A 12,448-nucleotide genomic window follows, 5' to 3' on the forward strand; every position below is an offset into this window, starting at 1 on the left:
AAAAATAACTTATTTTAAACTAATAAAACCGCAATTTTATTAGCAAAAAGTACATGACTGCCGATCCACTTTTTTATGAAATTTTCAAAGAAATACCAGAATTATTTTTTGAACTTATCGGTCAACCAGGAAAAGATCCAAGCATCTACAAATTCAGCGCTCCAGAAATTAAACAGAGAGGATTTCGTTTAGATGGTTTGCTCTCGACTTCCGAAGTCTACCCGAACGAACCAATTTACTTTATTGAGGCTCAGCTTATAAAGATGATAATTTCTACAACCAATTTGTTGCCAAAATTATTCTTTATCTGACTCAATACCAACCTTCCAATGAAGAATGGTACGCTGTCGTCATTTATGACACAAAAAGTAATGAAGGGAATTTTCCTAGATACTTGAGTTTTTTCCTATCAAATTTACGCCGCTTTTATTTGGATGAACTGGCAAAAACTCCCAACCAATCTCTAGCTGTAGGAGTGATGCGTTTAATAGTCGAAAAGAAAAGCCAGGAAAAGACTGGAGAACTTGCTAGACAGTTGATCGATCAAGCTCAACAAGAATTAACTGATGCCACTTTGGAGGAAAAGGTTTTAGAATTTATTAAAGCGGTAGTGATTGATAAATTTGTCAACCTAAGTCGAGAGGAACTTGAAGCGATGCTGAATTTAGATTCTTTGAGAAAAAGTAGAGTTTATCAGGAAGCTTTTGAAGAAGGTGCGTTAGCGACAAAGTTAGAAATGATTCCCACACTAATGAGGTTAGGGTTAAGCATTGAGCAAATCGCAGAATCCCTAAAACTGGATGTCGAAACTGTGAGAAAAAATACTCAGCAGTAAAACTTACTTGATAAGTAGTTCAACTTAAAAAACATCAATGTTCGTAGTTGCGCTTTAGGAAGACAGCGCAACTACGAGCCTAACAGCATCTTACTGTCACTAGTCACTGGTCACTGGTCACTGATTAGGAGACAGTGCTTCTGATAGCGCCGCTAACCCTGGGGGAAGAGTAAAGTAAGTTACGTGATCGCACGCAACATATGGTTCCAATATTCTCGGTGGCGGTGTTCTGTCATTACTTACGCTTGTAATACTAGCCAAACTGACGGCAAGATCGTTAGGTTGCTTAAAGAACGCTAAATCAATAGCTTTATCCACTGCTTTACCAAATAGCTTTTGCATTAATCGATGCAACTGACTGGATTTCTCATCGGAAACTCCCGCTATCAATGACTTGTCGCCTGCAATAATTGTGTAAGGAACGTGGGGATCTCCAGAGGATGCGATCGCCTTGAGAAATTCTGAGTCTGGATGCAATTGCTCCAAAGAAAGATCGTTATTTTCCAAAATCTCAAGTAACACAGCCACAATTGTTGTCGGCCAAACAATCGCTGAAAGTTGATTTAACCCCAAACCAAGAGCTGCAAATACCCAATCTTGAATGGTAGGCCAGGGAGAACCTGCATTAGGTGTACCTAACATCACCAAGTGTTGTACAACCTGATTGCCACCTTCTTGCTCAATAAACCATCGAGCTATTAAACCACCCATAGAGTGAGCTACTATGTGTAATTCTTTATCATGATTGGCTCCCAAACCAATTTCTTGCAGCCTTTGTCCTAAAAGCTTTGCATTTTCTTCATTCGTAGTTTGAAGATTTTCGTAATCAAAAGCTAACACTAAGTCATAATGTTCCTTCAAAGTACGCTCTTGCCCATTAACTGTAACTTTAGCTTTGTTAATGGAGGAAAGACTACGCTGTGTACTACCAAGAATGCCATGAATGAAGAGAACAATTTTTTGCGATTGGGCAACTTGAGCTTTAATTGTCTCCGTATCAGCTTCGTAAGTGACCCGATCTTTATCGTCAATACTTGCTACAGAACGTAGCAGAGGGTAATTATACGGTCTTCCTAACTTTTGATAGGCAACTTTTTCCAAGAAAATTTTGATAGAACCTTGCAAACTACGACTGCTTGTAATTGGTTTGGGTAAACGTTCCACAACAATCTCCGTTTTGCCGTTTTCTGTCCTGATTCCCCGTCCTAAGGGTAAGAAAAACTTATCCTCACTATCGTAAGCAAATGGTAAAAGGTATTCATTCTCTGCTAACCCTTTGTCAACCACTATCTTCAAAGGAGCATCTTTGTTGACAACAGTATAGTCTTCGATATCGCTTAACTCGATTGCACTCAATCCCGGATCGCTTCCTCGGCTATTTGTAAACTCAAAAGATTGGGTAACCCGAGGTTCTTGACGCAGGATAGGAGGCAAAATTAAATTACCCAAATCTCGACTTGCTTGGGGTACTGTAGTCAAATTCACCTTAGCATGCAAACTAGGATGGGCTTGTACCTCAACTAAACCATCTTGTAATGAAGTGCTGCCATTAGACTTAACTATTCTGGCATCTTGCGGTCGAATGAGAGTGACTGCGATTTCTTTGGTCATCCAATCATCATAAGTCCCTTGTGCTCTCACAGCATTGCGCGTATGCACTCCGTCTAACAACCGATCCAAACTTCCTCGATACTGTTCTAATGAACGAGTTTCTGGGGGAGGGTTCAATCCATCTTGCTGGAGCAAACTGGCATTAAATTCTGTAGTGCTGACAATCAACTTGAATATATCTTTATACTCTGTAATCCCCTGTTCTAAGAATGCCTCTGGTATGTAGAAAACCAGTTCTTCACTTTCAACAGATGTTGCTCCTCCACTATCGCTTGGTGCTAACTTGATACTGCTTTTTTGCTCAAACAAGTCAGCATTGACTGCGTAATCTTCTGAGAGAAGTAAGACGTTAGCGTAGAGAGTTTTAAAACTGCGGTTTGTCAATTTTACTTGAAGAACAGGACCTTGCCACTCATAATTGTCACTATCATAGGTGTACTCTACGCGTAATTCTGAACTTGATGGCGACTCTTTCTGTCCGGAAAGAATTGTAATCTCCATCTCTATATCATCCGGTTTGATGCGGCTGGTCGCAGGAGTGGAGAGATCTAAAACGTTTTTCCAACGGGCTATATGCTCCAGACGGGTCACGAGTTCGGAAGCCGTTTGGGATGTGTAACTTTCTCTTGGAGTTTCTGGGATTGGAGCAACAGCAGGGCTTAAATCTTCACGCTGTAAAATCCAATACTGATTCTTATTCGCATCTATATAGTAATTTGCATCTGCGGCTTGCTCTACTTCACGCACATATAACGAAGGTTTATTCCCCGGTCCGGCTGTTTGTAATGCTGTCCGTGCTATTTCTATACCGGTCGCATCACTTTCATCAGTCCTAAAGTAAACTTTTAAAGGCGGAAGTGGTAAGCTGATAGCCACAGCCTTATAACTTTCTTTTTCAGATAAGTTTTCTTCACCCTTGATAATTTGGACTTTACTTCGTTGAGGAAGCACTCTCGTCACTTTTGCTTCGCCCAAAGCCCCATCAAGGTTGCGTAACTCTTCTGAATGAGTTGTTAAGGGAAAAATTGCCAACAGAGTTTCTGTCTCTTTAGAAGCTCTCAAACCGTGTAGACCACCGCCATCAATGACCCAACCACTTTCATTTTTGCTGTAAGTTAAAGCAAAGTACACATCGCGATCGCCAATAGCACCACCTAAGAAAGGTTGGTCTAATTCCTGAGGATTGGTTGCATCAACTTGCGGCGATTGTTCTTTAACTTTACCACTGACGATCGCATTAATATTTCTAGCTAAATCTCGGTAAGTCATCTTACCATTAGTGCGCTGGAGAGTTTGCAAAAAGAAGTAAGAAAAAACGCCTCTTGGTTCCCCGTCATCACCTTTGTATTCTTTAGCCAACTCATAGTCCCTACAAGCAGAAAACATGATATGCTTCCCTCTCGGTGGTAAAACAACACCAGTCGTCTTTTTCTGCTCGTCCAGATTGCGAGAAGACGTTAATAGCTCATCCAATGCAACTTTGTCTTCATAAAAAAGATAGCTATTGAGATCTCGTTCTCGAGTGTCCACTGGGGCGCGACGGACTTTCACATCCGGTGCTAAATCTCTCGTTCCCGAACCAGAGTGACAGCAATCAAGCACAATCAAGACATGAGGCTCTTTCTTTGCCACTAGAGAGATCAGGTAAGATAACTCCTTATCTGCAAGGTCTTTTTCATTAGCGGTACGGCTGTCGTAGCATATCAAGCTTTCATTCAGACGGTCTGGTTCTAAAACCCAAAATTCCTCTGGTGCTTTTTCTTGACCTCCATGACCCGCATAGTAGAAAAATACAACGTCACTACTTTCAGCCTTGCACAGATGCTCCTTAAAGCCTTTAATAATGGCTTCGCGAGTTGCTTGTTCGTTCTTCAGAATTAAGGGTTCTATCAATTTCCATTCACCATCTTTTGTTCGCTCTTCAAGATATTGTTGCGCTGCTACAATATCATTAACGCACCCCTGTAATGAAGGGACTTGGAAAACTGAGTTAGGGTCGTATTGATCGATACCGACAAGCAGTGCGTAAATGCTTTTAGCCATGTCTGTTTACCCCAATATTGCTTTTGATTTTAAATATCTGCTAAATACTGTGTTACTAAACACAGCTTTAAGAATAACTTAAGAAATGATACTTCTAAAAGTTCATTTGTTGCCATTGTTGTTCCCATTTTTACCACTTCTGTAGCTTCACTAGGAATGGGTTCATTGCCTGAAAGACGTATGATCAGCTGTTCCATATCTAATTTGCATATTAAACCGCAGAGGCGCAGAGGGCGCAGAGTAAGAGAGAGAAGAGTTTGGTGCTTTTTATCAAACCTTAAAAATATGCAAGTTAAATGTGTTTTAGCTTATCACGAATTTCCTGAATCACAGCATCTTGATATTGTTCTTGATTTTATGAGGTAATTTATACACTATCACCCATGGCTCTTTGGGAAGGGGAGTGATTAAAAAACGTTCGGTATTGCTTGAGAGTCGGTCTGGGATCGCACGAGCATCTGTCACAGCAACAATATCAGTAAATGTACCACCGCGATCGGCAAAAACTTTTAACATGACTCCATTTCCTCAATGCTCTAAAGTAGATTAGTGCAGTACTGACACCTTTAACATATTCGCGGAATTCCCCATCCGCCATGCGGTGGGGATGGATAGCGCGACAACTACGAGGTACACCCTTTATGGGTGTCCGAGTGGTTGTCAACCTCTAAGCTCGGCAATCTATCAATCCAATTTTCAACCAATTGAGTCATAGTTTTCTCCTTGCTTGCGGCATATAACCTTAGCTTATTCAGCCTCCGCTCAGATATCCGTAAGTTCAATCCTTTTTTGGTCACGAATTTTGCGAAAGAAAAAAGGGGAATGCCATTACGGGATATCCTGCACTACCCCTCGATTAATCTAGGGGCTTGGGCATTCCCCTTTTTTCAGAGCTTGGTCTCCGGTCATAGCTATCTACACAACGTCTACATGAATGTCAGAATAAAAGGGTAACGACAAAACGGCAAGGTGGTGGTTCAAATATGTCATTCAAAAGTAAGGAACAAAAAGAGCAGGATAAAGAAAAGAATAAAAATACTCACATTTCAACTGTTGTGCAGCATCTGAAATTGTCCAATCTTGGGTATGCTGTAATATCAGACATATTGTCACACGCAAACAGTTTATACAATACTTTAACCTTCAATCTGAGGCAAGGATTTTTTGTACACAAAATTCTGAATTTTCAATCTCTAACTATTGATTTACAAACTGACTTCAAAGAAAACTATCATTACAAAATGCTGCATTCTCAAGCAGCACAATCCGTGTGTCACAAGGTAACTGAGAATTTCAAATCATTCAAACAGCTTTTAGACAAACATTTTAGAGAGGGGACAAAGAAACCATTATTACCAGGTTATCGTCAAAAAGGTGGTATGTTTGAAGTGACATATCCCAGTCAATCAGTCAATATATCACAAGAGCATGGCATTATATTTGCTACTGTTTCTACTGGCATTATGTTCAAGAAGCAGCACAAAGAAGATGTCATGGGAACAAGTTTAAATGAGAGATTGAGATTCAGAGTTCCCGATGACATTGACCCCTCTAACCTCGTTGAGCTAGTGATTACATCAAAGCATAGAGAGATTTATCTACATTGGGTATGCAGAAAGAAAAATGAAATTGTTGCCACATTAAATAAGTCAAGTGTTTTAGGAATTGACATCGGATTGAACAACTTTGTTACCTGTATTCCGAACACAGGTGAAGAAGGATTTCTCATAAATGGGCGACCATTAAAGGCAATAAATCAGTTTTATAACAAGACTGTATCTAAGCTAAAAAAGGGTAAGGATGAGAATTTCTGGAGTGGTAGTTTAGCTAGGGCAACGCAGTCTAGGAATAACCAAGTCCGCGATTTTATCAAGAAATCTGCACGGACAATAATCAATAAATGTTTAGAATCAGGAATAAGTAAAATTGTATTTGGTTGGAACCAAGGAATTAAGAATGAAATAGATAACGGACGTGTCAATAATCAAAATTTTGTACAGGTTCCATTCACCGCATTACGTGATACACTCAAGTATCTCTGTGAGAGATCTGGTATAGAATTTGTAGTTGTAGAAGAATCATACACCTCAAAAATGTCATTTTTTGACGGTGATGAATTACCCGTTTACGGTCAAGAAACCGAAGAACAGAAGAATCTTAAGCCTTCTGGAAGAAGAACAAAACGCGGGGAATACAAAACAGGAAATAACACAATTATCAACGCGGATGCCAATGGGGCTTCCAATATTTTGAGAAAGGCCAAAATTGATACATCAAAAATTACTTTTCGGGTGTGTCAAATTCTCAAGACAATCAATATTTGGATAGGTCACGCACAGGGCAAGAAAAAAAGGGGGAATGCCATTAATGGATATCCTGCACTACCCCTCAATAAATCAAGGGGCTTGGGCATTCCCCCTTTTTTTAAAGGCTTAATCCTCGGTAAAAAATTCCCATCACGTAAAGGTACGGCAGCAGGCTTGTCTTGTTGTACGACTATAGGACTCACTGAACCGGGTCAGTAAATTAGAAACCCCATCCGCCATGCGGTGGGGTGGTTCATCGCCAATTTATCCTTCTTTATGGTTAACTTGTCCCATTGCTTACTGGCTCGATTTCCTCATGGTAATCTTAACGGCAGTATTATAGACCTCAAAGCTTACTACCGTGGTTGTCTCTATGTCAACGAAACATTAAAACTTCTTCCCCAAAAACAAACGCCAGTTTTATTGGCTCAGATTTTCCATACTATCTCCTGTAATGGTCGTATTCACGCACCTTCAGCTTTTGTCCAGCCTTCATAATTGGCAAAGGTATTGTCCAAGAAACCGGGTTTCTACTGAAACTTCATAAAGTTTTCATGAATATTTCATGAATTTTTCTGATAATACTTACGAAGTCTCGCTGTTTTCGGTAGTAGTTGGGTGTACTACCTTTTTAGTTAGATACACTCAACTTCATGAAGCGCAGCTTAACAACAGCATATCACCTGCCTAAATATTTTGTTAACATCGCCACTGTCGTTATACTATTTCTAGGTGGTCTTGGTGTCGCCGGGAGTGGTTTTTTTCTAAGAAAAGCCATAAGTAGTGGAAGTCAATCTGAGATAGTAAGCGATCGCTCCGAGTACAAAGATATTCGCCATAAATTATGGTCTAATCAGGGACAAATTAAACATTTTCCTACCGTGCTCCCTGCTGACGCTTTAGATGTGCGTGTTGCTTATTCTTCTGGCTCTTCTGAAGGAAATCGGTTTTTTCAACTGCGGTTAAAGCGATCGCCGCAAACAATTCAAAATTTACTTTCGCAGTATAGAGCGATGGCTCTGCATAAATATCAAGGTGGTAACACGAATGACCACGCAAATCAAGTGAATGGCGTACCAACAACTTTCTTTCATACGAGTGATTCTCAAGAAGAATCTTTTCCTCCCTCCTATGAAGTTCTTGTGTTAGGGGCGCATGACAAAGGCAGTTCCAATTTTAGATGGAATCATGGAGAGAGTTTTGGAGTTGCGATTGATAGTTCGACTTCGGAGATTATTTATTGGGTGGAGGAATGGTAATCGTAGTAGGGGCGCAATGCCTTGCGCCCGTACAGTGGTTAGTGGGATTTGACTACAAACTTTCGATACAGCATTTTCTATGTTGACTTTAAACGAAAGTCAAGCTTGTCCATACCATTAGTTGCCATTTTAAAAGCACCTGACTGACTTAACTCTCTTGTGTTTTGAACATCAAAACGCTCGTAAACAGCCTGCTTTAACTTCCACATTTAAATTGCATAATTAGGACAGGCGGGACGCCCACCCCACAGGAGTTTAAAAAAATTGTTCTTATAAACTAAATGTGTTTTAGCTTAATATCAAGTTTATGTTGTGTGTGATGTTGAGAATGCGATCGCCCTTGGCGCAAGCCGTACCCGGCTTATCGCGAAGCGCAAGCTGAAAGAGCGCTTATCGCCCTTGGCGCAAGCCGTACCTGGCTTATCGCTACAACTCATGCCATTTTGGATTTTAGATTTTAGATTTTGGTATAGATAGACAGTATAAATAGGAAATAAAGAAAATGTCAAATAAACATATGCTGACTTTTCGAGTTACCGAGCAAGAAAAGAAAATTCTAAATACGTACTGTGACTTGACAGGTAGAACTCAGGTTGATGTGTTTCGCGAGTTTGTTCGTTCGTTAGAAGACAAATTACAAAAACTAGAGGTACTCACCCAGTAGGTTTTTGTGTGCTATCCATCCCCACCGCATAGCGGATGGGGAATTCCGCGAATATGTTAAATTCTGACTAAACTTACCTTTTCAAATTACTGCAAAATCTACCTTGTCCCCAATTAGCTGCAAAAAACCCGTTCCAAAGTGCTGAATTTCAAAAAAACTTGCTTGCTCTGGTTGAGTTTTGTAAATTCGGAATGTTTTCATAATTCCTAAGGTAGCAGCACTTTCTAAAGGACTTACAAAGCTGGTATCTCGGTCAAGAAAATAGGACTGGCTTACCCAATGAGCCATTTGATTGGCATTGAGAAAGTAGCAACCAGCGTGGGGGTTGAGAGCGCGACGAAAGGTGATTGGCATTCCCATAATTTTGCCTTTAAGTTCTGGTTGCTCTGTCACATTTTGAAAGGGGGCTGTGACTCGTGGGGCTAGATCGCCGTCAATGTAAGCTTTGCAGGTTAAAGCGTGGCTAGAGACTTCATAGCGATTGGGTTGAAGAAGGCTCCGATCGCTTGCTTGTTGAGTAAACCAGTTTAACTTGACAAAAAACCAAGGATCGTGAATGGTTAAGTCGTCTTCTAAGAAACAGTAGTAATCATATTGACCCAAACAATCTTGTAGCAGTGCTTGACACTCAAACCCCAATAGCAATGGCTCTACTTCAGTCGCATGGTGTTTGTAAAAATGGGATGGTAGTTCAAGCTGATTGAGGAGATGAGCATTTTTGGTCGTACAAATAATAATATCCAAATCGTAGGCTTGCGGTTGATTAGCTGGAAAAGCTAGCCGCTGTCCAATATTAATAATACTTTGAGATTTGCCAAATAGCTGATGTAAAGCAGCAAGGTTTTGCCTTAATGCTTGCAGGCGAGGGCGGGGGTCTTTCCTTTGGGAAGCGTGCTTACCCTTGCTATCAGGATTAAAAAAGTGGGCAATGGTAAAAAGAATTCGCATTAATGATACAACGTTATAACTATTGAATCTGTTGCTATCTTCAATTATAAGAGTAGCAACAGATGATAGTAAGTTTACTGAGGCTGTACTAGTTAAGATTATCAGCTGAACTCTTAGGAAAACTGAAAGACAGGGCGATTGGTGGGATCGACATTGGTGTTGATATGAGCCAGAGTAAAGGGGGTATTGGCAAGGGTGAGTAACAGGTTGCCTGTGCCAAAGCCTGTATTATCAGCAATGCCGTCTCCTAATCGAAACTGAGAACTACCATTGACTATCAGTACATCAACTGCAGCAATACCGTCGAAGGAAAGGATGTCTCCTCCTGTACCCGTCTGGAATCCGTTAATATTGTCTTGACCATTGCCATGACTGTAGCGAAAAGTATCAATTCCGTCACCACCGTTAAGGATATCATTTCCACCACTACCTATCAGGGTGTCATTTCCGTTACCACCTGTTAGAAAGTCGTTACCTAGTCCTCCGTCAAGATAATCACTGCCCCCACCACCATTAAGGGTGTCACTGCCTCCACCACCAAAGAGAGTATCATTCCCGCCAGCACCGACCAGAGAGTCGCTGCCTATACCTCCATCAAGAAAATCATTGCCAGCACTACCACTGAGGGTATCATTCCCATCATTGCCAAAGAGGTTATCGTTGTTGTCTGTTCCATTGAGGGTGTTGTCATTGACATCTCCAAGGTACAAACCAATAGCATCAACGGCGATCGCACCCGTGAGATCCGCTCCTACAAAAGTGGCGTTTGTGAAGTCGCCTTTAGACAGATCGGCATTTCTCAGGTTGGCATTGGTAAAATTCGCACCAATAGCAGTTCCGTTGAAGAAGAGACCTTCGGCATGAGCTTGAGTAAAGTTAGCTCCACTCAAGTCGGTGTCGTCAAATTTGGCCCCACTGAGATTTGTAACTGTAATACTGCCATTAGTCGCGACAAAGGGACTAAAATCAGCACCCTTTAAAACAGCATCATCTGCAAGAAAGTTGCTTAAATTAGCGCCACGAAATCTGACATTACCCGGTTGGCTGGGATCGAGTGGAGCATCACTGAGAGAGACATTACTGAGATTAGCTAGGTCAAAAATAGAGTTTTGCAGGGTAATATCCGTAAGTTTTGCTAGTCGGAAGTCAGCACCTGTGGCATTGACATTTATGAAAAGAGTTGCTTCAAAGTTCGTCTCTTCGAGCGTGGCATTGACTAGTGTGGCACCCGTTAAGTCAGCGGCTTTGAGATTCGCTTTGTCTAGATTGGCTCCTGTAAAATTCGCCCCTCTAAGGTTGGGTCGTTCAGATTGTTCGCCACTGAGATTGGCTTCTTGCAAGTTAGCATTAGTTAGATCGGCATTTGACAGGTTAATGAATTTGGTGGTAATCAACGACAAATTAGCTTGTCTCAGGTTGGCTCCACTGAGATTAACATTCTCCAATTTTGCTTTGAAGAATGTCGCTGGTTGCGGAAAGTTATTGTTAGGGGCAAAAATGGCATGAGATGCATCCACGTTGAGCAGCTCCGCTTCTTCAAAGTTAGTACCTCTGAGCTGTGTTCTCACAAATTGAACGCCGTTCAACTTGGCTTTGAAAAACGTCGAGCCATTCAGGTTTTGGTTGCTAAAGTGATTTCCTACCAGAGTTTGTTCGCTATAGTTGAAAGCTGGCATATGCAATCCCTCTAAAAAATGTAAAAGTTCCCTAATTTGTCAAAAAACTGTAGGTGCAATCTGAAGCGAAAATGAGTCGCGCTTCTTACAGAAACTTGATTTGCGAATTTTGATAACAGTTACCTTAAGTGACTGCTTTCACTAAACTGTTAAGAGACGCGATCGCGTGAAATAAGACTTGTCGTCTTCGCTTTATCAGCCCAAGTCAGTACTTTGTTGCTCTCTTCTTGCTGCTGTATCCATTGCAGGTGCTGCGGTAACAATTGCGACAAGTCATAGTGCTCTAGAATTGTTTGCCGTGCTCGTTCGCGAATAGCTGCCATTTTTTCTGGATGCTGGAGTGCTTCTTCGATGCGAGCGCAGATTTCACGAGCTGAAAAAAAGTCAACTAACAAACCATTGACACCATCTCGGATGACCTCGGTGACGGGTGCAGTGTTGGAAGCTACTAGCAAGCAACCTGCTGATAAGACTTCTAGCATTGACCAAGACAAGACAAAGGGACGAGTGAGATAAACGTGTACAGAGGATGCTTGCAGAACTTGCAAGTATTCTGAATAAGGCAACCAACCTGTAAAATGAACTCTGTTGAGGTCGAGGTCATATTTTTCCAACATCGCCTGTTTGTATGTTTTGCCTTCTGGCAATGATTTCCCGTAGGCGACCCGGTTTTCTCCCACAATGACCACGTGACACTGGGGTCGCCGCTCCTGAAGTAAAGCCACCGCCTCCATAAACTGCGGAAAACCACGATACGGTTCCATACCCCTGGCGACATAAGTCACCAGTTCTTCTGCGTGGGACAGGTCTAAATTGATGCGCGGTAATACTAATTTTGCTCCTGGCTTGGGGCAAAAGAAATTTGTATCAATCCCATCATGACATACAGTAACTTTACTGTGATATTCTTTGGGAAATTGTTGCTTTTGCCAATTGGTAGGAGAAAGACCGCGATCGCAACTGTATAAATCCATTAAGATCGGCGCATTTTTCAGCCGAATGCGTGCTTCATCGTCAGCATTCAGGGGTTCATTGGGGTCAAAATCGGCATCGGTGCCATGAGCGTGGTAAAACCATTCAAAATAACAAAGTAATTGCGCTTTTGG

Annotated in this window: 11 protein-coding genes and 2 pseudogenes; 6 read left to right on the top strand and 7 right to left on the bottom strand. The window is 41.4% G+C overall.

All coding sequences use genetic code 11. The features are described from left to right. Positions 1 to 53 precede the first annotated feature (53 nt). Positions 54 to 835: pseudogene (locus tag WA1_RS25380) on the top strand (Rpn family recombination-promoting nuclease/putative transposase). Positions 836 to 952: 117 nt separating this feature from the next. Here WA1_RS25380 and WA1_RS25385 read toward each other — a convergent pair. The 3 genes and pseudogenes from WA1_RS25385 to WA1_RS55350 form a co-directional block, all read right to left on the bottom strand. Beyond that, on the bottom strand, positions 953 to 4,489 hold the full coding sequence (locus WA1_RS25385) for a caspase family protein (protein ID WP_017739708.1): 3,537 nt from the start codon (positions 4,487 to 4,489) through the stop codon (positions 953 to 955). Positions 4,490 to 4,518: 29 nt separating this feature from the next. Further along, positions 4,519 to 4,686, bottom strand: a complete 168-nt coding sequence (locus WA1_RS57255) for a hypothetical protein (RefSeq protein WP_158516695.1) — start codon at positions 4,684 to 4,686, stop codon at positions 4,519 to 4,521. A gap of 113 nt (positions 4,687 to 4,799) precedes the next feature. Next, positions 4,800 to 5,005, bottom strand: a pseudogene (locus WA1_RS55350) (hypothetical protein); the annotation flags it as partial. Positions 5,006 to 5,472: 467 nt separating this feature from the next. Between WA1_RS55350 and WA1_RS25395 the strand changes: the two are divergent. The 3 genes from WA1_RS25395 to WA1_RS25400 all read left to right on the top strand — a co-directional run bounded on the left by WA1_RS25395 (position 5,473) and on the right by WA1_RS25400 (position 8,054). Next, complete coding sequence (locus WA1_RS25395; protein WP_017750194.1) at positions 5,473 to 7,014, top strand: RNA-guided endonuclease InsQ/TnpB family protein; 1,542 nt, start codon at positions 5,473 to 5,475, stop codon at positions 7,012 to 7,014. A gap of 57 nt (positions 7,015 to 7,071) precedes the next feature. Continuing rightward, positions 7,072 to 7,293: a hypothetical protein gene (locus WA1_RS55355; protein WP_148662765.1), complete on the top strand. Its 222-nt coding sequence runs from the start codon at positions 7,072 to 7,074 to the stop codon at positions 7,291 to 7,293. A gap of 155 nt (positions 7,294 to 7,448) precedes the next feature. After that, entirely contained in the window at positions 7,449 to 8,054 is a 606-nt protein-coding gene (locus WA1_RS25400) for a hypothetical protein (RefSeq protein ID WP_017739707.1), read from the top strand. Between the two features lie 77 nt (positions 8,055 to 8,131). Here WA1_RS25400 and WA1_RS60225 read toward each other — a convergent pair whose 3' ends face one another. Next, positions 8,132 to 8,263 (bottom strand): hypothetical protein, encoded by a 132-nt coding sequence (locus tag WA1_RS60225; protein WP_017739706.1) that lies wholly within the window; start codon positions 8,261 to 8,263, stop codon positions 8,132 to 8,134. Positions 8,264 to 8,366: 103 nt separating this feature from the next. Here WA1_RS60225 and WA1_RS57260 point away from each other — a divergent pair, with 103 nt between their 5' ends. Both WA1_RS57260 and WA1_RS58210 read left to right on the top strand, forming a co-directional pair. Continuing rightward, on the top strand, positions 8,367 to 8,531 hold the full coding sequence (locus WA1_RS57260) for a hypothetical protein (protein ID WP_158516696.1): 165 nt from the start codon (positions 8,367 to 8,369) through the stop codon (positions 8,529 to 8,531). Positions 8,532 to 8,556: 25 nt separating this feature from the next. Further along, positions 8,557 to 8,718 (top strand): hypothetical protein, encoded by a 162-nt coding sequence (locus WA1_RS58210; RefSeq protein ID WP_017739705.1) that lies wholly within the window; start codon positions 8,557 to 8,559, stop codon positions 8,716 to 8,718. A gap of 81 nt (positions 8,719 to 8,799) precedes the next feature. Here WA1_RS58210 and WA1_RS25405 read toward each other — a convergent pair whose 3' ends face one another. From WA1_RS25405 to WA1_RS25415, 3 genes are all read right to left on the bottom strand, one after another. After that, positions 8,800 to 9,666 carry a hypothetical protein gene (locus WA1_RS25405; RefSeq protein ID WP_017739704.1) on the bottom strand — a complete coding sequence of 289 codons (867 nt, stop codon included), beginning with the start codon at positions 9,664 to 9,666 and terminating at the stop codon, positions 8,800 to 8,802. Between the two features lie 113 nt (positions 9,667 to 9,779). Then, the gene (locus WA1_RS25410) at positions 9,780 to 11,342 is read right to left on the bottom strand and encodes a pentapeptide repeat-containing protein (RefSeq protein WP_017739703.1); all 1,563 of its coding nucleotides are present in this window, start codon (positions 11,340 to 11,342) and stop codon (positions 9,780 to 9,782) included. A gap of 149 nt (positions 11,343 to 11,491) precedes the next feature. Beyond that, positions 11,492 to 12,448 (bottom strand): glycosyltransferase (locus tag WA1_RS25415; protein ID WP_066613015.1); only part of this gene is annotated, 957 nt, incomplete at its 5' end.

The organism is Scytonema hofmannii PCC 7110, from assembly GCF_000346485.2.
Lineage (GTDB): Bacteria > Cyanobacteriota > Cyanobacteriia > Cyanobacteriales > Nostocaceae > Scytonema > Scytonema hofmannii.

Coding starts and splice junctions, on each gene's coding strand:
- WA1_RS25410 (WP_017739703.1), bottom strand. CDS start 11,342: ATGCCAGCTTTCAACTATAGCGAACAAACTCTGGTAGGAAATCACTTT.
- WA1_RS25395 (WP_017750194.1), top strand. CDS start 5,473: ATGTCATTCAAAAGTAAGGAACAAAAAGAGCAGGATAAAGAAAAGAAT.
- WA1_RS60225 (WP_017739706.1), bottom strand. CDS start 8,263: ATGTGGAAGTTAAAGCAGGCTGTTTACGAGCGTTTTGATGTTCAAAAC.
- WA1_RS57255 (WP_158516695.1), bottom strand. CDS start 4,686: ATGGAACAGCTGATCATACGTCTTTCAGGCAATGAACCCATTCCTAGT.
- WA1_RS25400 (WP_017739707.1), top strand. CDS start 7,449: ATGAAGCGCAGCTTAACAACAGCATATCACCTGCCTAAATATTTTGTT.
- WA1_RS58210 (WP_017739705.1), top strand. CDS start 8,557: ATGTCAAATAAACATATGCTGACTTTTCGAGTTACCGAGCAAGAAAAG.
- WA1_RS55355 (WP_148662765.1), top strand. CDS start 7,072: ATGGTTAACTTGTCCCATTGCTTACTGGCTCGATTTCCTCATGGTAAT.
- WA1_RS25405 (WP_017739704.1), bottom strand. CDS start 9,666: ATGCGAATTCTTTTTACCATTGCCCACTTTTTTAATCCTGATAGCAAG.
- WA1_RS25385 (WP_017739708.1), bottom strand. CDS start 4,489: ATGGCTAAAAGCATTTACGCACTGCTTGTCGGTATCGATCAATACGAC.